The following is a 20,275-nucleotide window of genomic DNA, read 5'->3' on the forward strand; positions in this document are numbered from 1 at the left end:
CGAAATGACTGACAAGCCTGGTTACCGTCGTCCGAAGGAAGGCACCCAGCCGGAATACCTGCACCCGACCTACCAATCCACCAACAAACGTTCACCGTCCAAGCCGTTGGTGTTTTTGCCCCATTCGCTGTCGGAAATCACCGGTCCGACCATCGGCGCCGAGCGCATCAATGAGCAGGACAATGACCTGACCGCCCAGCACACGGGCGAACCTTTGGGCGAGCGCATCATCATTCACGGCCGCGTGCTGGATGAAGACGGCTTGCCGGTGCCGGGGATTCTGGTGGAGATCTGGCAGGCTAACGCCGCCGGTCGCTACAACCATGCCCGCGACCTGCACGATGCGCCGCTGGACCCGAACTTCACCGGCACCGGCCGCACCGTGACCGACGCCGACGGCTGGTATCAGTTCCAGACCATCAAGCCCGGCGCGTATCCGTGGGGCAACCACCACAACGCCTGGCGCCCGGCGCACATCCATTTCTCACTGTTCGGGCCGAGTATTCTGACGCGCCTGGTCACCCAGATGTATTTCCCGGGTGATCCGTTGCTGGCCTATGACCCGATCTACAACTGCGTACCCGATACCAGCGCCAAAGAGCGCTTGATCGCCAGTTTCGACCTGGAAAAAACCATTCCTTCCTATGCCCTCGGTTATCGCTGGGACATCGTCTTGCGCGGCCGCGAAGCCACGCCGATGGAGAAATAAGATGACGCTGAACGCGACCACGTCCCACACCGTCGGGCCGTATTACCACATCGGCCTGACCTGGCTGAACCGCGAAGACCTGACCGTCGCACAGACCCTCGGCCAACGGGTGGCGATCACCGGGCAAGTTGTCGATGGCAATGGCGATGTCGTCAACGACGCGATGCTGGAAGTCTGGCAGGCCAACGCCGCCGGCAAGTACGACCACCCCGAAGACGAACAGGACAAACCCCTGGACCCGAACTTCGAAGGCTTTGGCCGGGTGCCGGTGGATGCCGAAGGGCGCTTTCGTTTCACCACGATCAAACCGGGTACGGTTGAAGGTTTGAACGGCACGACCCAGGCGCCGCACCTGGTGGTGCTGGTGTTTGCACGCGGGTTGGTGAAGCACTTGCTGACGCGGATTTACTTTGACGGGGAGCCGGCGAACGTGGCGGATCCGTTGTTGGAGTGTGTGCCGGCGGATCGTCGCGATACCTTGCTGGCCAAGGCTGATGCGGCAGGTGTTTACCAGTGGAATGTGATTTTGCAGGGCACCGATGCGGAGACGGTGTTCTTCGATTATTAAGTAACGCTGTCCAACTGTGGGAGCGAGCCTGCTCGCGAAGGCGTCGTATCAGTCACCATCAATGTTGCCTGTGCCGACGCTTTCGCGAGCAGGCTCGCTCCCACAGGGCTATGTTGCGTTCAGCTAATGCATCTGCGGAACGGGACTGTTGCGAAGTGTGTCTAGACTCTCACTGTCCCCATTGAGTGAAAAACAATGACAACTACCACTGCTTCTACAGAGCACTACACCGGGGAAGAGCGCAGCAAGCGCATCTTCGCCATTGTCGGCGCCTCGTCCGGCAACCTGGTCGAATGGTTCGACTTTTACGTTTACGCCTTTTGCGCCATCTATTTCGCGCCGGCCTTTTTTCCCTCCGACAACCCCACGGTGCAGTTGGTCAACACCGCCGGTGTGTTCGCCGCCGGGTTCCTGATGCGGCCCATTGGTGGCTGGATTTTCGGCCGTGTGGCGGACAAGCACGGGCGCAAGAACTCGATGATGATTTCGGTGCTGATGATGTGCTTCGGCTCATTGCTCATCGCCTGTTTGCCGACTTACGCCAGCATTGGCGTCTGGGCGCCGATCCTGTTGCTGTTCGCGCGCCTGCTCCAGGGCTTGTCGGTGGGCGGCGAATACGGCACCACCGCGACCTACATGAGCGAAGTCGCCCTCAGGGGGCAGCGCGGTTTCTTCGCCTCTTTCCAGTACGTGACCTTGATTGGCGGGCAATTGCTGGCGGTGTCGCTGGTGGTGATCCTGCAACAATTCCTCACCGAAGATGACCTGCGTGCCTACGGCTGGCGGATTCCGTTCGTGGTCGGCGCGGTGGCGGCGGTGATTTCGCTGTTCCTGCGTCGTTCGCTCAAGGAAACCACCAGCAAGGAAATGCGCGAAAACAAGGACGCCGGCAGCATTCGTGCGCTGTTCCGCGACCATAAAGCCGCGTTCATCACCGTGCTCGGCTACACCGCCGGCGGTTCGCTGATTTTCTACACCTTCACCACGTACATGCAGAAATACCTGGTGAATACCGCCGGCATGCACGCCAAGACCGCCAGTTACATCATGACCGGCGCGCTGTTCCTTTATATGTGCATGCAACCGCTGTTCGGCATGCTCGCGGACAAGATCGGCCGGCGTAACTCGATGCTGTGGTTCGGTGCCTTGGGGACGCTGTTTACCGTGCCGATCCTGCTCAGCCTGAAAAGTGTCAGCAGTCCGTTCCTGGCCTTTGTGCTGATTACCGTGGCGCTGGCGATCGTCAGTTTCTACACCTCGATCAGTGGCTTGGTGAAAGCCGAAATGTTCCCGCCGGAAGTGCGCGCACTGGGCGTGGGCCTGGCTTACGCAGTGGCGAATGCGATCTTCGGCGGCTCGGCGGAATATGTGGCCCTGAGCCTGAAAGCCGTGGGCATGGAAAACTCCTTCTACTGGTACGTGACGGTGATGATGGCGGTGGCGTTCCTGTTCAGCCTGCGCCTGCCGAAACAGGCGAAATATCTGCACCACGACCTTTGATCTTTACCCGTGGGCCCCAGCGGCCCACGCCCTCAAGGATTGTTTATGAACCAGCGACCGAACAATCAATTGTTCGATGCCTATTTCACTGCCCGTGATATGCGCGACGTGTTCTGCGATCAGGGCCGGGTGCAGGCCATGCTCGATTTCGAAGCGGCGCTGGCCCGGGCCGAAGCGCGGGTCGGCTTGATTCCGCACAGCGCTGTCGCGTCCATCGAGGCGGCGTGTCAGGCCGGGCATTACGATTTCGCCGCCCTCGGTGAAGCGATCGCCACGGCGGGCAATTCGGCGATTCCACTGGTCAAGGCCTTGGGCAAACAGATTGCTGCGAACGATGTCGAGGCCGAGCGCTACGTGCATTTGGGCGCGACCAGCCAGGACGTGATGGATTCCGGTCTGGTGCTGCAACTGCGCCGGGCGCTGGAGCTGATCGAAAACGATTTGGCGCAACTGGGGGAAACCCTGGCGACCCAGGCCTGGCGCTACGTCGCTACGCCGCTGGCCGGACGCACCTGGTTGCAACACGCCACGCCAGTGACCCTCGGCATGAAGATCGCCGGTTGGTTGGGCGGGGTGACCCGCAGTCGCCAGCGTCTGCGCGAACTCAAGCCACGTTTGTTGGTGCTGCAATTCGGCGGTGCCTCCGGGACCCTCGCGGCCCTTGGCGATCAGGCCATGCCGATTGCCAACGCCTTGGCCGAAGAGCTGCAACTGACGCTGCCGGAACAACCCTGGCACACCCAGCGTGATCGCCTGGTGGAGTTCGGTGCGGTGCTCGGTTTGATTGCTGGCAGCCTCGGCAAATTCGGTCGCGACATCAGCCTGTTGATGCAGACCGAAGCCGGTGAAGTGTTCGAACCGGCGGCGCCGGGCAAGGGTGGTTCCTCGACCATGCCGCACAAGCGCAACCCGGTGGGCGCGGCGGTGTTGATCGGCGCGGCAACCCGGGTGCCGGGTTTGCTTTCGACCCTGTTCAGTGCGATGCCGCAAGAACACGAGCGCAGCCTCGGCCTGTGGCATGCCGAGTGGGAAACCCTGCCGGAGATTTGCTGCCTGGTGTCCGGCAGCCTGAAACAAGCGTTGCTGCTGGCCGATGGACTGGAAGTGGACGCAACCCGCATGACACGCAACCTCGACCTGACCCAGGGCCTGGTGCTGGCCGAAGCGGTGAGCATCGTCCTCGCCCAGCGGGTTGGCCGCGATACCGCGCATCATCTGCTGGAACACTGCTGCAAACGCGCGGTGGCCGAACAACGTCATCTGCGTGCGGTCCTCGGCGATGAGCCGCATGTGACGGCGCAACTGTCGGACGCTGAACTGGATCAATTGCTGGACCCTGCCCATTACCTCGGCCAGGCCCATACCTGGGTCGAGCGTGCCGTGGCTGAACATTTTGCGTTGACTGCCTGAAGGAGACTGCTGTGGCATTCGTACAACTCGCCGAGGGCGAACTACATTACGAACTCAATGGCCCGGACGATGCGCCGGTGCTGGTGCTGTCCAACTCGTTGGGCACCGACCTACACATGTGGGACGCGCAAATTGCGGCGTTCACCGAGCATTTCCGGGTGCTGCGTTTCGACACCCGTGGTCACGGCCAGTCGCTGGTGACGCCGGGGCCGTACACCATCGAGCAACTGGGCCACGACGTGCTGGCGCTGCTGGATGCGTTGCACATCGAGCGTGCGCATTTCTGCGGCTTGTCCATGGGCGGCTTGATTGGTCAGTGGTTGGGGGTCAATGCCGGCGAGCGGCTGAACAAACTGATCGTGTGCAACACAGCGGCGAAAATCGGCGATCCGTCGGTGTGGAATCCGCGAATCGAAACCGTGCTGCGGGACGGTCCGGCGGCGATGGTGGCCTTGCGTGATGCATCGATTGCGCGCTGGTTTACCCCGGACTTTGCCGAAGCCAATCCGGCGGCGGCGAAGAAGATCACCGACATGCTCGCGGCCACTTCGCCTGAAGGTTACGCAGCCAATTGCGCCGCCGTGCGCGATGCCGATTTCCGTGATCAGTTGTCCTCGATCAAGGTGCCGCTGCTGGTGATCGCCGGCACCGAAGACGCGGTCACGCCGCCGTCCGGTGGGCACTTTATCCAGCAACACGTGCCGGGCGCCGAGTACGCCGAGTTCTACGCCGCGCATCTGTCCAACGTCCAGGCCGGCGCCGCGTTCAGCGAGCGGGTGCTGGCGTTTCTGGCGAATCATTGAGGAAATGTTTGTGGACGAGAAACAACGTTACGACGAGGGCCTTGAAGTCCGTCGCGCAGTGCTCGGCGATGCGCATGTCGATCGCAGCCTGAACGCCTTGACCGAATTCAACTCGGAGTTCCAGGAAATGATCACCCGCCACGCCTGGGGTGACATCTGGACCCGCCCCGGCCTGCCGCGCCACACCCGCAGCCTGATCACCATCGCCATGCTGATCGGCATGAACCGCAACGAAGAACTCAAGCTGCACTTGCGCGCCGCCGCCAACAACGGCGTGACCCGTGGCGAGATCAAGGAAGTGATCATGCAAAGCGCGATCTACTGCGGGATCCCGGCGGCGAATGCCACGTTCCACCTGGCGGAATCGGTGTGGGATGAGTTGGGGGTTGAGTCGCGGGAGTAAGCGTCGGGGGCAATCACAGGGATTTGTGTTGATGCACAGATTCAATGTGGGAGCGGGCTTGCTCGCGAAGGCGGTGTGTCAGTCGGCATTGATGTTGCCTGACATGGCCCCTTCGCGAGCAAGCCCGCTCCCACAAGGTTTTCGGTGGCTTTAGACGGTGGCGACAATGAAAACCCGTTTGAACGGAAACAACGTGCGCCCGTCATGCTCTGGCGGGTAATGCTTATGCACGCGCATCAGGTAGTGATAAATGAAGCGTGTCAGTTCGTCTTCCTTGAGCCCCTGCATCACCGGGCGTAGCGCCGAGACCTTGACCCAGTCGTAGATCGGCGACTTGCCGTCCACCACCTGCAGCTGTTCGGTTTCCCAGATGTCCAGTGTCCGGGTGATCGGCGCGAGCCATCGGTAATAGTCTTCCAGCGACAGTAACGGTCGCGCGGCCATTTTCTGGCGCAGTTCCAGTGAGCCCAAGGGCGCGCCACCCGGACCACCTTTGTCGAGGGTTTCGAGCATCAGTTGATACCACAACGCATCCCGCCAGTCGGGCATGTGGGCGGCGAGGCAACCACCGGAATTTAGCTGGCCAAGCAACCCTGGCAGCAGCTGCTCGTGGCCGGTGACAAAGTGCAGCACTGCCGCAGCGAGCAGTAAATCGGCCGGTTGTTCCGGTTGCCAGTCCAGCAGATCGCAGTGTTTCCACAAGGCCTTGATGGGCAGGTTGCGGGCTTCGGAAAGCATTTGCTCCGAGCTGTCGACGCCCATCAATCGGGCCCGGGGCCAGCGTTTGGCAAGTAGCTGCGTAGCAATGCCGGTGCCGCAGCCCAGGTCATAGATGCATTTGGGGTGTTTGAGCTGGACGCGGTCGAGCAATTCATTGACCGGTCGTTGCCTGAGGCCGGAAAACTGCTGGTAAGCCTTGGCATCCCACCGGTTATTGCCCGGTGCGGGGTTGGGTCGAGTGATCATGAGGTGGTCCTCTGGTGATCAGCGGTGTCTTCCGATGACAGCCTGGCTAAGTCCTGGGACCCACAACAACAGATAACGGAAGCGGGGAGGGTTGAACAACACCTGAGTCCTGTCAGGTTTTTTTACTGTAATGGATGGGCGGCAAAGTGCCAGCCGAGCTGACGGGTGGCCGCCGATACACAATGTGGGAGCGGGCTTGCTCGCAAAAGCGGCGGCACATTAAACATCAATGTGCCTGACACACTGCCTTCGCGAGCAAGCCCGCTCCCACATTGGGTTCTGCCTTACAGCAGGCTGACCGGGTAGCTGACGATCAAGCGGTTTTCGTCGAACTCGTTATTGCTGAAGTCCCGGCGCATGGTCGAGTTGCGCCATTTGAAGTTCAAGTCCTTGAGCGTGCCGCTTTGCACCGTATAGCCCAGTTCGCTCTCGCGGCCCCATTCCTTGCCGTTGGTGATGGCGCCGGTGTGCACGTTGTCACCGCTGATGTAGCGGTTCATCAAGGTCAGGCCGGGGATGCCGAGGGCGACAAAGTTGTAGTCGTGGCGCAGTTGCCAGGAGCGTTCCCGGGCGTTGTCGTAGCTGTTGTTGTAACTGTCGTTGGCCAGGGTGCCGCCGCTGGTGCCGTTTACGCGCATCCAGGCGCTGTCGCCGGTGAGTTTCTGCAGGCCGACGTAGAAGGTGTTGCCGCCGTATTTGGCCGAGAACATCCCGGACCATGTCTTGTTGTCCAGCTCGCCGGCCCGGGCGCTGCCGTCGTCCTTGCCGTAGAAGAAACCGAGGTTGGCGCCCAGGGTCCAGTCGCCGAGAGGCTGGGTGTGGATCAGATTGACGAATTGCTGGCTGTAGATGTCTTTGAGTTCGGCGTTCCACAGGCCGATTTGGGTGTGCTTGTCGTTGAACACATATTCGCCGCCCTGGAAGTTGAAGCGGTCGGAGGTGAACGCCGCTTTGCCGACCATCGACATGTCGCTCATGCTGCTGTCGTCCCGTGGGCTGTTGGCGCGGAACTGGCCGCCGTAGAGCGTCAGGCCATCGATTTCCTTCGAGGTGATCTGCCCGCCACGGAAGGTTTGCGGCAAGGAGCGGCCGTCGTCCGAACGCAGGATCGGCAACACCGGCATCCATTCGCCGACCTTCACTTCGGTCTGGGACAGCTTGGCCTTGAACGCCACGTTGGTGCGGCCAAAGTTATCCGCCGGGCGCCCGTCGTGATCCAGCGGCAACAACTGCGTACCGCCGGTGCCCTTGCCGCCGTCGAGCTTCACCGAGTACAGCCCCAGCACATCCATGCCGAACCCGACCGTGCCCTGGGTGAAACCGGACTTGGCGTCGAGGATGAAGTTCTGTGTCCACTCTTCAGCCTTGCCCTGGGCTTTGGTCGGGTTGGTGAAGTTACGGTTGATGTAGAAGTTGCGCAGGTTGAGGTTGACCTTGGCTCCATCGACAAAACCCGATTCCTCGGCGGTGGCAGGCAGGGCGCTGCCGGCCAGTGCGGCGGCGATAAGGCTGGGAAACACGTACTGCGCGGTGGAAGGCTTCATGGGCTCGGGTCTCTCTAATTGTTAGGGGTGAAACGGGGCGCTGCCGCAACCTGAGGGTGCAGACACAAGGTTTGAAATCGTCGAGGAATCGGGCGGGATCAGCCGGACAGGGCAGGGCGCGGGGGCATGGTGTCGAACCTGTTGTTATTGGTTTTGTGGGGCGAATGGTGCGGGGGATGGGCGGAGGGATTCAATTGGGGGAAGCGGGTTTTGGGCGGTTATCGAACGTAAGATTGGCTTGAATTTTGGGGTGAATGTGCTGGCCTCTTCGCGAGCAAGCCCGCTCCCACAGGTGACCGTGTTCTCCCTGAAGGAACGCATTCGAATGTGGGAGCGGGCTTGCTCGCGAAGGCGCCAGACCAGACAACGCACACTTTCTGGCAGCCAACAAAAAGCCCACCAATCGGTGGGCTTCTTGTGTTCAAAGCGCTATCAGAACAACTTCAACTTCGGCGCTTCTTCTTTCAACGGCTCGTTCTTCGCCGTTTGTTCGTTCCAGCCACCCCCCAGCGCCTTGTACAGATTCACGGCACTGTTCAGCTGCGCCAGGCGGTCGGTGATCAGTGTCTGTTGGGCACTGAACAGCTGACGCTGGGCATCGAGGAAGGTCAGGTTGCTGTCGACACCAATGCGGTAGCGACGCTCGGCCAGACGGTAGTAGTCCTGGTTGGCGGCGACGAAATCACGCTGGGCTTGCAGCTGCTCGGTGTAGGTCTGGCGCGCGGCCAGGCCGTCGGCGACTTCCTGGAAGGCCGTTTGAATGGACTTCTCGTAGTTCGCCACGCCGATGTCTTTCTGGATTTTCGAGTAATCCAGGCTGGCGCGCAGGCTGCCGGCGTTGAAGATCGGCAGGTTGATCTGTGGCGAGAACAACCACGTCCCCGAACCACCCTTGAACAGACCGGACAAGTCCGGGCTCAGGGTGCCGGCATTGGCGGTCAGACTGATGCTCGGGAAGAACGCAGCCCGCGCGGCGCCGATGTTGGCGTTGGCGGCCTTCAGGTTGTATTCGGCCTGGAGGATGTCCGGACGACGTTGCAGCAAGTCCGACGGCAGGCCGGGTGGTACGTCGCTCAGCAGGTCATCAGACAAAGGCTTGGCCGCTTGCAGGTTGGCCGGGACGCCGGTGCCGAGCAGCAGCACCAGGCTGTTTTCGTCCTGGGCAACCTGACGGGTGTACTTGGCCAGTTGTGCCCGGGCGTTTTCCACCGAGGTACGCGACTGCGCCAGGTCCAGCGCCGAGGCGACACCGACTTCGTTGCTGCGCGAGGTGAGCTTGTAGCTCTCCTCGAACGCGCCGAGGGTGTCCTGGGTCAGCTTCAGCAGTTCCTTGTCGGCCTGCCAGGTCAGGTAGGCGTTGGCCACACTGGCCACCAGGCTGATCTGGGTACTGCGCCGTGCTTCTTCGGTGGCGAAGTATTTCTGCAGAGCCTCTTCGCTCAGGCTGCGAACCCGACCGAACAGGTCGAGTTCATAGGCGCTGATGCCGACGGTGGCCGAGTAGGAACTGGTGATGCCCGCCTGACCGGTTTGCGAAGCATCCGCCGGAACACGTTGGCGGCTACCGGTGCCATTGGCCGAAATGGCCGGGTACAGATCGGCGCGCTGGATGCGGTACTGCGCCGCGAAAGCGTCGATGTTCAGGGCCGCGACACGCAGGTCACGGTTGTTTTCCAGGGCGACCTGGATCATCTGCTGCAATGCCGGGTCATGGAAAAACTGCTTCCAGCCCTGTTCGGCCGCAGCCTGGCTCGGCGCCTGGGCCGGCGAATACGCCGGACCTTGCGGGAACTGATTCGCCACCGGTGCCGCGGGCTGCTGATAGTCAGGAATCAGCGAGCAGCCACCGAGCACGAAAGCGGCAACAGCTAGGGAGAGTAGCGACTTGCTCATTGGCCAGCCTCTTTAGGAGTTTCATTGGCGTCATCCTCATCAGCTTTATTGCGCTGGCCGATGGACGACACGGTGACGAAGAACAGTGGGACCCAGAAGATCGCCAGGATCGTGGCGGTGATCATACCGCCAATTACCCCGGTGCCAATCGCATGCTGGCTACCCGAACCGGCGCCGGTGGAGATTGCCAGTGGAACCACACCGAGAACGAAGGCCAGCGACGTCATGATGATCGGTCGCAGACGCATGCGGCAGGCCTCGATGGCCGCCTCGCGCAGGGACTTGCCTTGCTCATGCAGCGCCTTGGCAAACTCGACGATCAGAATGGCGTTTTTCGAGGCCAGACCGATGGTTGTCAACAGACCCACCTGGAAGTACACGTCGTTGGACAACCCGCGCAGGCTGGTAGCCATCAGCGCACCGATGATCCCCAACGGCACCACCAGCATGACCGCGATCGGAATCGACCAGCTTTCATACAGGGCCGCCAGACACAGGAACACCATCAGCAGCGACAAGGCGTACAACGCTGGGGCCTGGGAGCCGGACAGTCGTTCCTCGTAGGACAGGCCGGTCCAGGAAATGCCCACGCCCGCCGGCAGTTTCTTGGCAATGGCTTCGACTTCAGCCATGGCTTCACCGGTGGAATAGCCTGGCGCCGGAGCCCCGAGGATTTCCATCGCTTCCACGCCGTTGTAACGGGCCAGTTTCGGCGAACCGTATACCCACTCACCCTTGGCGAACGCGGAGAACGGCACCATGGTGCCCGCGCTGTTGCGCACATACCATTTCTTCAGGTCTTCCGGGCTCATCCGCGAGCCTGGCTTGCCTTGTACGTAAACCTTCTTCACCCGACCACGGTCGATAAAGTCGTTCACGTAGCTACTACCGAAGGAGATCGACAGCGTGCTGTTGATGTCGGAGAGGGTCAGGCCCAGGGCGCTGGCTTTCTCGTCGTCGATTTCCAGCTGGTATTGCGGCTCGTCGTTCAGGCCGTTCGGACGCACCTGATACAGCACCTTGCTCTGTGCCGCCATGCCGAGGAACTGGTTACGTGCAGCCATCAGCTTGTCGTGACCGATACCGGCACGGTCTTGCAGGAACACGTCGAAACCGGTGGCGTTACCCAGCTCCAGTACCGCCGGCGGGGCGAAGGCAAACACCATCGCATCGCGGAAGGTAAAGAAGTGCTGCTGGGCACGGCCTGCCAGGGCAAACACGCTGTTGTCAGCGTTACGCTCGCCCCATGGTTTGAGCATGATGAACGCCAGGCCGGAGCTCTGGCCGCGACCGGCGAAGTTGAAGCCGTTCACGGTGAACACCGAGGCCACCGCGCCGGACTCTTTCTCCAGCAGGTAGGAACGCATCTCGTCGATGACAACCTGGGTGCGTTCGGCACTGGAACCGGCCGGGGTTTGCACCTGGGCGAACAGTACGCCCTGGTCTTCTTCCGGCAGGAACGCGGTCGGGATGCGGGTGAACAGCCAGATCATGCCGACGATGATCAGCAGGTAAGCCAGCAGGTACGGGATCTTGTGCTTGAGCATGTTGCCGACACCGCGCTCGTAGCTTCTAACGCCACGGTCGAAGTTGCGGTTGAACCAGCCAAAGAAGCCGCGTTTCGGGGTGCCGTGCTCACCTTTCGGAATCGCCTTGAGCATGGTGGCGCAGAGCGCCGGGGTGAAGATCAGGGCGACCATTACCGACAAGGCCATTGCCGAGACGATGGTGATCGAGAACTGCTTGTAGATCACACCGGTGGAACCGCTGAAGAACGCCATCGGCAGCAGTACCGCCGACAGCACCAGCGCAATACCGACCAGCGCGCCCTGGATCTGCCCCATGGATTTCTTGGTGGCTTCCTTGGGTGACAGGCCTTCCTCGCTCATCACCCGCTCGACGTTTTCCACCACGACGATGGCATCGTCCACCAGCAAGCCGATGGCCAACACCATACCGAACATGGTCAAGGTGTTGATGCTGAAACCGAAGGCCGCGAGGATCCCGAACGTACCCAGCAATACCACGGGCACGGTCATCGTGGTGATGACGGTGGCGCGGAAGTTTTGCAGGAACAGGAACATCACCAGGAACACCAGCACGATCGCTTCGACCAGGGTTTCAACCACACCCTTGATCGATTCGGTCACCACCGGAGTGGTGTCGTACGGGAACACCACTTCCATCCCTTGCGGGAAGAACGGCTTCAGGTCGTCGATGGTTTTACGCAGGGCCTTGGCGGTATCGAGGGCGTTGGCGCCGTTGGCCAGTTTCACCGCCAGACCGGAAGCCGGTTTGCCGTTGAACTGCGCCGCGATGCTGGAGTTTTCGCCACCCAGACCGACATCGGCGACATCACCGACACGGACTTGCGAACCATCCTTGTTGACCTTCAGCAGGATCGCCTTGAACTGCTCGGCAGTTTGCAGACGGGTCTTGCCGATGATCGTGGCGTTCAGTTGCTGGCCAGGCATGGCCGGCAAGCCACCGAGTTGACCGGAGGAGATTTGAACGTTCTGCGCCGAGATCGCGGCACTGACATCGCCGGGGGTCAGGTTGTAGTTGTTCAGCTTGGCCGGGTCGAGCCAGATGCGCATCGCGTACTGGGCACCGAAGACCTGGAAGTCACCGACACCGGCGGTCCGGGAGATCGGGTCCTGCATGTTCGACACGATGTAGTTGGACAGGTCGTCCTTGGACATGCTGCCGTCTTGCGATACCACGCCGATGACCAGCAGGAAGTTTTTCACTGCCTTGGTCACGCGGATCCCCTGTTGCTGCACTTCTTGCGGCAGCAGCGGGGTGGCCAGGTTCAGTTTGTTCTGGACCTGAACCTGCGCGGTATCGGAGTTGGTGCCCTGCTCGAAGGTGGCGGTAATGGTCATGCTGCCGTCGGAGTTACTTTCCGACGAGACATAACGCAGGTTATCGATACCGTTGAGCTGTTGCTCGATGACCTGCACCACGGTGTCCTGCACGGTTTGTGCGGACGCGCCTGGGTAGGTTACCTGGATCGCAATGGCCGGTGGCGCAATGCTCGGGTACTGGTTAATCGGTAGTTTGAGGATCGATAGTGCCCCGACCAACATGATCACCAGGGCAATTACCCAGGCGAAAATCGGACGGTCGATAAAAAATTTCGACATGGTTTACTCCCCTTTGCCGCTGTAAGCCTTGTCAGCTGTTTGAGCGGGGGCCGGGTTCTTTGCGCCAACGTTGGTGGCTTCGGTGGGCTTGACTTCAATGCCAGGCTTGACGAATTGCAGCCCTTCGGTGATCAGGCGATCGCCCGCCTTCAGACCGTCTTCGATCAGCCATTGGCTACCGACGGTACGGCTGGCCTTGAGCTGACGCAGCTCGACCTTGTTGTCAGGACCGACGACCAGTGCGGTCGGGGTGCCTTTGAGGTCGCGGGTCACACCTTGTTGCGGAGCCAGGATCGCCGCGCTGTTCACACCGGATTGCAGCTGGGCGTGCACGAACATGCCCGGCAGCAGGGTGTGATCAGGGTTGGGGAACACGGCGCGCAGGGTCACGGAACCGGTGGTCTGGTCAACCGAGACTTCGGAGAACTCCAGTTTGCCGTCCTGCTTGTACTGGCTGCCGTCTTCCAGGGTCAGTTTGACCGCTGCGGAGTTGTCGCCAGCCTTTTGCAAGCGACCGCTTTCCAGTTCGCGGCGCAGTTCAAGCAGCTCGACCGAGGACTGGGTAACGTCGACGTAGATCGGGTCCAGTTGCTGGATGACGGCCATCGCGTCGGTCTGGCCGCTGGTGACCAGCGCGCCTTCGGTCACCGAAGAACGGCCGATGCGACCGGTGATCGGTGCGTAGACCTTGGTGTAGCGCACGTTGATCTGGGCGCTTTGCAGGGACGCTTCCGATTGCAGGCGATTGGCCGTGGCGGTGTCGTATTCCTGACGGCTGACGGCTTGCTCCTGGACCAGTTGCTTGTAGCGATCGGAGATCGACTTGGTCTGTTGCAGATTGGCTTCGGCGCTTTTCAGGGTGGCCTCATAGACCGACGGATCGATCTGATAGAGCTGCTGGCCAGCCTTGACGTCGCCGCCTTCCTTGAACAGGCGCTTGAGAATGATGCCGTTGACCTGTGGACGGACTTCGGCGATGCGGTACGCGCTGGTACGGCCTGGAAGTTCGGATGTCAGGGTAAAGGCTTGAGGTTGCAGGGTTACGACGCCGACCTGAGGGGCGGGAGGGGCAGGAGGAGCCTCTTCCTTTTTACATCCGCTGAGCAGCGATGCGAGGGCGACGGCGGTGACCAGAGCGGTAACAGCTGGCTTGAATTGCATGAAAATCCTCGGGTCAGGCGCGCAAGATGCGCACTAGAAATGTGGAAGGGTAAAAAATGTGCGCTGAGTGGATAAGTAGCTTGCTAAGGAATATACTTCGTTCATGGTTGTTTGTAAATACCTTGGCTGCGTACCCATACCGTTACAAAAGCCGTTCGAAGGTTTGAATTGTAGGCCGGGGACGACTCCCAAGAGCGCTCGCCCCACTTTTATTCAGCGGTTGTTCAGACATCGCTGAAGCATCCTGATTGAGGTTGTACTGCCATGGTCCGTCGTACCAAAGAGGAAGCTCAAGAAACCCGTAGCCAGATACTCGAAGCGGCAGAGAAAGCCTTTTATGAAAGGGGCGTGGCGCGCACGACGCTGTCGGACATCGCTACCCTGGCTGGCGTCACTCGCGGGGCGATCTACTGGCATTTCAGCAACAAGGCGGACTTGGTGCAGGCGATGCTCGATACCCTGCATGAGCCACTGGATGAAATGGCCAAGGCCAGTGAGAGCGAGCACGAGCTCGACCCGCTGGGCTGCATGCGCAAGCTGCTGACTCATTTGTTTCATCAAGTTGCCCTGGACCCGAAGACCCGACGCATCAACGAAATTCTGTTTCATAAGTGCGAATTCACCGATGAAATGTGTGACCTGCGCCAGCAACGTCGGGCGGTCAGCCTAGACTGCAATGTGAGAATTGCCCTGGCCCTGACCAATGCCGTGAACCGGGGGCAGTTGCCGGAAGATCTCGACACGGCCCGCGCGGCGATCAGCCTGCATGCCTACATCGACGGCATCCTGTACCAGTGGTTGCTGGCGCCGGACAGCTTTGAGCTGCACGCCGAAGCCGAGCGGTGGGTCGATACAGGGTTGGATATGCTGCGCTTGAGCCCCAGCCTGCGCAAATGAAACAAAATGCGTAATTGGAACAGGTTGTGTCAACACGCCAGGCGGCAGAAACAGCTTGGCTCACCTTCGCGTTGTGGTGTGCTTTTATATACGGACTAGTAGCAGGTTGATAGGTAGCGAGCTACGTATTTTGTAGGGATTTTGTTTCCGCCCTGTGAAGACCTGTAAAAAAGTGGAAAAAAAGCCCCGGCTCTTTCGAACCGGGGCTTTTTCATGACAGCAGGCGCAGCGTTTGCGCCGTCGGACATCCTTACAGCGTTGGATAGTCGATATAACCGACCGGACCCTTGGCATAGAACAGTTCCGGACGCGCTTCGTTAAGCGGTGCGTCGGCCTTCAAACGCGCAGGCAGGTCCGGGTTGGCAATGAATGGCACGCCGAACGCAACCGCATCAGCCTTGCCCTCAGCCAGCCAGGCGTTGGCGCTGTCCTTGGTGAAGCGCTCGTTGGCGATGTACGGGCCGCCGAAGGCTTCTTTCAATTGTGGGCCCAGGCTGTCGCCGGCTTCTTTCTCGCGGGAGCAGATGAAGGCGATGCCACGCTTGCCCAGTTCGCGAGCCACGTAGGTGAAGGTCTCGGACAGGTTGTCGTCGCCCATGTCATGGGAGTCGGCGCGTGGCGCCAGGTGTACACCGACACGGCCGGCGCCCCAGACTTCGATCGCGGCATCCGTCACTTCCAGCAGCAGGCGAGCACGGTTTTCCAGGGAGCCGCCGTAGTTGTCGGTGCGCTGGTTGGTGCTGCTTTGCAGGAACTGGTCGAGCAGGTAACCGTTGGCGCCATGGATTTCCACGCCGTCAAAACCGGCGGCTTTGGCGTTTTCGGCACCGACGCGATAAGCGTCGACGACGTCAGCGATTTCTTCGATTTCCAGGGCACGTGGGGTTGGATAGTCGGCCAGTGGACGAACCAGGCTGACGTGACCTTTCGGCTGGATGGCGCTCGGTGCAACCGGCGCTTCGCCGTTCAGGTACGACGGGTGGGAAACCCGGCCGACGTGCCACAGTTGCAGGACTATCTTGCCGCCGGCCGCGTGGACCGCTTTGGTCACGTTGGCCCAGCCACGTACCTGATCATTGGACCAGATGCCCGGGGTGTCCGGGTAACCGACGCCCATCGGCGTGACCGAGGTGGCTTCGCTGAGGATCAGGCCGGCCGAGGCACGTTGTACGTAGTATTCGGCCATCAGCGCGTTCGGCACACGGCCGTCGTCGGCGCGGCAGCGGGTCAGCGGAGCCATGATGATGCGGTTGGCCAACTCGAGGTCGCCCAGTTTGATCGGATCGAAAATAGTCGTCATGAAAATAGCTCTCTTTTGAAGATCAATTAGTAGTGGCAGGGGCCAGTTCGGGATCGCCGCTCTGACGGAAAGTAATGAGGGTTACCAGCAGGGCAAGTACCGCCAGTGCGGCAGCCGCGAGCGGCACGCTGGTCAGGCCGAAGCCGTGGGCGATGACGCTGCCGCCGACCCAGGCACCGAGTGCGTTGCCGACGTTGAACGCGCCGATGTTCAGGGTCGACACCAGGTTCGGTGCTGCTTTGCCGAAGGTCACCACGTTCACTTGCAGGGCCGGGACGGCGGCGAAGCATGCGGTGGCCCAGAGGAACAGGGTGATTTCGGTGGGGATCAGCGCAACGCTGGTCCAGGTCAGCACGGTGGACACCACGGCCATGGTGATGAACACACCGATCAGCGTCGCCGCCATGCCTTTGTCCGCGAGCTTGCCGCCGATGATGTTACCGACGGTCAGGCCCAGGCCGATGAGCATCAGGGTCCAGGTCACGCCGCGTGGCGAGACGCCGGTGATTTCGCCCAACAGCGGTGCCACATAGGTGAACAGGGTGAAGACTGACGCGGCGAACAACGCGGTCATGCTCAGCGACAGCCAGATCCCGGCGCCTTTGAGGGCACGCAGTTCAGCGCGCATGTCGAGTTTTTCTTCATCGCGCTTGGCGGGGAGGAAGCGGATCAGGCCGATCAGTGCAATCACGCCGATCACAGTCACCGCCCAGAAAGTCGAACGCCAGCCGGCTTGCTGACCGAGCGCGGTGCCGAGCGGTACGCCGAGGACGTTGGCCAGGGTCAGACCGGTGAACATCAAAGCCACGGCCGAAGCACGTTTGTTGGCCGGCACCAGGCCAGCCGCCACCACCGAACCGATACCGAAGAACGCACCGTGGCACAGGGCGGTGACCACACGGGCAAACATCAGCACGTTGTAGTCGCTGGCCAGGGCACACAGCAGGTTGCCGATGATGAAAATCCCCATCAACGCTACCAGTGCGGCTTTGCGCGGCAAGCGGGCGGTGGCCAGAGCCATGAACGGCGCACCGATGGCCACGCCCAGGGCGTAACCGGTCACCAGCCAGCCGGCACCCGGGATCGATACATCCAGGTCAGCCGCCACATCGGGCAGCAGGCCCATGATGACGAACTCGGTGGTGCCGATGGCGAAGGCGCTCAGGGCCAGAATGAGTAGCGAGAGGGGCATTGTTAATTCCTTGTCGGAGCGCTGAGCTCTTTGACGATGGCGTCGAGGGCCGCCTGGATCACGTCCTCGTTGCGTTTGAAGAAGTGCCATTGACCGGCTTTCTGGCTGCTGATCAGACCCGCACGTTGCAACGTGGCCAAATGCGCGGACACGGTCGATTGCGACAGGCCGCAGCGTTGATCGATCTGCCCGGCGCAAATGCCGTACTCGTGGTTGTGGATCTGTTCCGGGAACTGGACCTTGGGGTCTTTCAGCCAGATGAGAATGTCTCGGCGTACTGGGTGTGCCAGGGCTTTTATTATTTCGTCGAGGTCTAGGGTCATGGTGTGGGCTCGTGATGAGTAAAACGCTATATCGCGATGGGGCGAACTTTAAATCGCTATATCCCGATATACCAATATGATTTTGGTCTGACGACCGCATAAATCGGTATATCGGGTTATAACGATACGTTGGATGTCGATACGAATGCGCAGTGCTAAGCTGCGCCCATGAATTATCTCGCACATCTGCATCTCGGTGGCCAGCGCCCCGGTCAATTGCTCGGCAGCCTCTACGGCGATTTCGTCAAAGGGCGGCTGCAAGGGCAGTTCGACCCGGAGATCGAAGCCGCCATCCAGCTGCATCGCAGCATCGACGTGTTTACCGATCGCCATCCGTTGGTGGACATCGCCTTGTCGCGGTTTTCCGTCACCCGTCGGCGTTATGCCGGGATCGTCCTCGACGTGTTTTTCGATCATTGCCTGGCTCGGGACTGGACGCTTTACGCCGACCAGCCGCTGGCACTGTTTACGTCGGATGTGTACCGGGTGCTGTCCAGCGAGCCGCAACTGCCGGAACGCCTGGCGCAAATTGCACCGCACATGGTGGCGAATGACTGGTTGGGCTCTTATGAGGATTTCGAAGTGCTGGCGCAGGTGCTGCGGGGGATTTCCCGGCGCTTGAGCAAGCCTGAGGAACTGGCCGGGGCGATGCAGGAATTGCGGGGGTTGTATGAGCCGTTGAGCGAGGATTTCAGGTTGTTCTATCCGCAGTTGCAACAGTTTGCACAAACCCATGTGGGAGCGGGCTTGCTCGCGAAAGCGGACTGACATTCAACATTGCTGTCGACTGACACATCGCATTCGCGAGCAAGCCCGCTCCCACAGGGGATATTGTTTTGTCAGGGAGATCAGGATCAAGCTGCAATCGCGGGACGCATCGGGATTTGCTGTTTTTCCGGGATCGCCCCAAACAACGCCTTCTGCACCGCCTGCTGCGCCTCGAATGCCAGCGCCGCACGCTCGCGACCTTCGCACGCAATCGGCTTGAGCAGATGAATCTCCACATCCCCCCGATCATTGGCGAACAACCGCATCAGGTGCGAGAGCAGATCATCGTCGCCAATGAACGGCGCCAGCGCATCGATTTCCCCGTCACGCAAATAACGAATCGCCACCGGCTGCATCGCCACTTCCGCATCAATCGCCGCTGACAGTAGACGACCGTGGAAGGTACGCAGCGAGCGGCCATCGGTGGTGGTGCCTTCCGGGAACATCAGCAGCGGATGTTGTTGTTCCAAGTGATGGGTCATCTGTTTGCGGATCAACTGGCTGTCGCCCGAACCCCGGCGGATAAACAGGCTGCCAGCCTTGGCCGCCAACCAGCCGGCCACCGGCCAGGTGCGCACTTCGGCCTTGGACAGGAACGACAGCGGCGTGATCATGCCCAGCAGCGGAATGTCGGTCCAGGACACGTGATTGCTGACCCACAGCATCGGCGTCTTCGGTAGCTCACCGTGAACCGTTACGCGAAAGGGTAGGGCGTTGCTCAACCGCGCCATGAAAAACCGTGACCAGCGCTGACGCCGAACCATCGAATGAGCAATTCCCGCGCGTTCGAACAAGCCGAACACACTGGCCATGGTCAACCCCAACGCGACCACGAAAAGCACTCGCGCAATTCGCGCGTACACCCGAAGACGACTCATTACATGGCCGCCTTGAAGTGTTTGGCATAACGCGGGCAGAGTTCGTCGCGCTTGAGCAGGATGAACACGTCGGCGACCTGGAAGTCTTCGTCCCAGCACGGCTCGCCGCAGATCTTCGCGCCCAGGCGCATGTAAGCCTTGAGCAGTGGCGGCATTTCCGCGATCACGTTCGAGGGAATATCCAGGGTCGGCAGCGGCTTTTTCGGCTCTGCCCGCAGGTGCTCGGTGCACAGGTAACGTTCGCGCAGGCGCTGCATGATCGCGTGGGCCTGAATCCCGCCGTCCTGCATCGGGATGCTCGCGCAGCCCATCAAATAGCTGTAGCCGCCCTGGTTGAGGACTTCGGCCAATTCACCCCAGAGCACGGCGATGGTGCCGCCGTTGCGGTAGGCCGGGTCGACGCAGGTGCGACCGATTTCCAGGATCGGGCCTTTCAGAGAAACCAGGCCGTGGAGGCTGAATTCTTCTTCGCTGTAGAACTTGCCAAGGCTGCTGGCGGCGGTGTGGTCGAGCAAACGGGTGGTCGCCACCAAACGGCCGGTGTTCAAGTCACGCACGCCGATGTGGGCGCAGTGAACATCATAGTCATCCATGTCCAGACCGCGTTCCGCGCCTTTCAGCTTGGCGTTGAATTCGCCGCTGAACACGTTGAAGCGCAAGGCCTGGGCTTCTTGCAAGGCCTCGCTGCCGATCAGGCGTTCGGCTTGCAGGCGGCGTTCATTGCCGGTGTCGCTGATGCGGGCGATCTGAGTCATTGCGAATCTCCGTACGGGCCGGGCACCCGTCGTGGGTTGCAGCCGATCGACTTTCTTTA

General features: G+C 60.7%; 18 protein-coding genes. 8 read left to right on the forward strand and 10 right to left on the reverse strand.

Annotated features, from left to right (window positions below; all coding sequences use genetic code 11):
* The first annotated feature begins 4 nt into the window (after positions 1–4).
* The 6 genes from pcaH to pcaC all read left to right on the forward strand — a co-directional run bounded on the left by pcaH (position 5) and on the right by pcaC (position 5,393).
* A complete protein-coding gene (gene pcaH, locus ACIQY3_RS04660) occupies positions 5–709 on the forward strand; it encodes a protocatechuate 3,4-dioxygenase subunit beta (protein WP_403017749.1) in 705 nt (234 codons plus the stop codon).
* A gap of 1 nt (position 710) precedes the next feature.
* Complete coding sequence (gene pcaG, locus ACIQY3_RS04665; protein ID WP_403017750.1) at positions 711–1,277, forward strand: protocatechuate 3,4-dioxygenase subunit alpha; 567 nt, start codon at positions 711–713, stop codon at positions 1,275–1,277.
* A 195-nt stretch (positions 1,278–1,472) separates the two neighbouring features.
* Positions 1,473–2,777 carry an MFS family transporter gene (locus ACIQY3_RS04670; RefSeq protein WP_403017751.1) on the forward strand — a complete coding sequence of 435 codons (1,305 nt, stop codon included), beginning with the start codon at positions 1,473–1,475 and terminating at the stop codon, positions 2,775–2,777.
* 45 nt (positions 2,778–2,822) lie between these two features.
* Positions 2,823–4,187, forward strand: a complete 1,365-nt coding sequence (locus ACIQY3_RS04675; RefSeq protein ID WP_403017752.1) for a 3-carboxy-cis,cis-muconate cycloisomerase — start codon at positions 2,823–2,825, stop codon at positions 4,185–4,187.
* A gap of 11 nt (positions 4,188–4,198) precedes the next feature.
* A complete protein-coding gene (gene pcaD / locus ACIQY3_RS04680; protein ID WP_403017753.1) occupies positions 4,199–4,990 on the forward strand; it encodes a 3-oxoadipate enol-lactonase in 792 nt (263 codons plus the stop codon).
* 10 nt (positions 4,991–5,000) lie between these two features.
* A complete protein-coding gene (pcaC, locus tag ACIQY3_RS04685) occupies positions 5,001–5,393 on the forward strand; it encodes a 4-carboxymuconolactone decarboxylase (RefSeq protein ID WP_010462533.1) in 393 nt (130 codons plus the stop codon).
* Between the two features lie 150 nt (positions 5,394–5,543).
* On the opposite strand, the gene ACIQY3_RS04690 is transcribed toward pcaC, so the two are convergent.
* From ACIQY3_RS04690 to emhA, 5 genes are all read right to left on the reverse strand, one after another.
* The gene (locus tag ACIQY3_RS04690) at positions 5,544–6,359 is read right to left on the reverse strand and encodes a methyltransferase domain-containing protein (RefSeq protein WP_403017754.1); all 816 of its coding nucleotides are present in this window, start codon (positions 6,357–6,359) and stop codon (positions 5,544–5,546) included.
* A 284-nt stretch (positions 6,360–6,643) separates the two neighbouring features.
* On the reverse strand, positions 6,644–7,903 hold the full coding sequence (locus ACIQY3_RS04695) for an OprD family porin (RefSeq protein WP_403017755.1): 1,260 nt from the start codon (positions 7,901–7,903) through the stop codon (positions 6,644–6,646).
* Between the two features lie 432 nt (positions 7,904–8,335).
* The gene (gene emhC / locus ACIQY3_RS04700; protein ID WP_403017756.1) at positions 8,336–9,796 is read right to left on the reverse strand and encodes an efflux RND transporter outer membrane subunit EmhC; all 1,461 of its coding nucleotides are present in this window, start codon (positions 9,794–9,796) and stop codon (positions 8,336–8,338) included.
* Positions 9,793–12,942, reverse strand: coding sequence for an efflux RND transporter permease subunit EmhB (gene emhB, locus ACIQY3_RS04705; protein WP_403017757.1), 3,150 nt, complete (start codon positions 12,940–12,942; stop codon positions 9,793–9,795). The genes emhC and emhB overlap by 4 nt, the downstream gene beginning before the upstream one ends.
* 3 nt (positions 12,943–12,945) lie before the next feature.
* The gene (emhA, locus tag ACIQY3_RS04710) at positions 12,946–14,103 is read right to left on the reverse strand and encodes an efflux RND transporter periplasmic adaptor subunit (RefSeq protein WP_213937408.1); all 1,158 of its coding nucleotides are present in this window, start codon (positions 14,101–14,103) and stop codon (positions 12,946–12,948) included.
* 264 nt (positions 14,104–14,367) lie between these two features.
* Between emhA and emhR the strand changes: the two genes are divergently transcribed.
* Positions 14,368–15,000: an efflux system transcriptional repressor EmhR gene (gene emhR / locus ACIQY3_RS04715; protein ID WP_403017758.1), complete on the forward strand. Its 633-nt coding sequence runs from the start codon at positions 14,368–14,370 to the stop codon at positions 14,998–15,000.
* 250 nt (positions 15,001–15,250) lie between these two features.
* Here the strand turns inward: emhR and ACIQY3_RS04720 are convergent, their stop codons facing one another.
* From ACIQY3_RS04720 to ACIQY3_RS04730, 3 genes are read right to left on the reverse strand one after another with little or no spacing between them, the layout of a single operon-like run.
* Positions 15,251–16,300 carry an alkene reductase gene (locus ACIQY3_RS04720; RefSeq protein ID WP_403017759.1) on the reverse strand — a complete coding sequence of 350 codons (1,050 nt, stop codon included), beginning with the start codon at positions 16,298–16,300 and terminating at the stop codon, positions 15,251–15,253.
* Between the two features lie 22 nt (positions 16,301–16,322).
* Positions 16,323–17,492: an MFS transporter gene (locus ACIQY3_RS04725; RefSeq protein ID WP_403017760.1), complete on the reverse strand. Its 1,170-nt coding sequence runs from the start codon at positions 17,490–17,492 to the stop codon at positions 16,323–16,325.
* A gap of 2 nt (positions 17,493–17,494) precedes the next feature.
* Positions 17,495–17,815, reverse strand: coding sequence for a helix-turn-helix transcriptional regulator (locus tag ACIQY3_RS04730; RefSeq protein ID WP_054046859.1), 321 nt, complete (start codon positions 17,813–17,815; stop codon positions 17,495–17,497).
* Positions 17,816–17,983: 168 nt separating this feature from the next.
* Between ACIQY3_RS04730 and ACIQY3_RS04735 the strand changes: the two genes are divergently transcribed.
* On the forward strand, positions 17,984–18,583 hold the full coding sequence (locus tag ACIQY3_RS04735) for an ACP phosphodiesterase (protein WP_403017761.1): 600 nt from the start codon (positions 17,984–17,986) through the stop codon (positions 18,581–18,583).
* An 86-nt stretch (positions 18,584–18,669) separates the two neighbouring features.
* On the opposite strand, the gene ACIQY3_RS04740 is transcribed toward ACIQY3_RS04735, so the two are convergent.
* Together ACIQY3_RS04740 and olsB are read right to left on the reverse strand one after the other, a co-directional pair.
* The gene (locus tag ACIQY3_RS04740) at positions 18,670–19,461 is read right to left on the reverse strand and encodes a lysophospholipid acyltransferase family protein (protein ID WP_403017762.1); all 792 of its coding nucleotides are present in this window, start codon (positions 19,459–19,461) and stop codon (positions 18,670–18,672) included.
* Positions 19,461–20,216: an L-ornithine N(alpha)-acyltransferase gene (olsB, locus tag ACIQY3_RS04745; protein WP_054046852.1), complete on the reverse strand. Its 756-nt coding sequence runs from the start codon at positions 20,214–20,216 to the stop codon at positions 19,461–19,463. Before olsB ends, ACIQY3_RS04740 begins: the two co-directional genes overlap by 1 nt.
* Positions 20,217–20,275 lie beyond the last annotated feature (59 nt).

The sequence above is a fragment of the Pseudomonas sp. NPDC096950 genome, assembly GCF_044762525.1.
In the GTDB taxonomy this organism is placed as follows: Bacteria; Pseudomonadota; Gammaproteobacteria; order Pseudomonadales; family Pseudomonadaceae; genus Aquipseudomonas.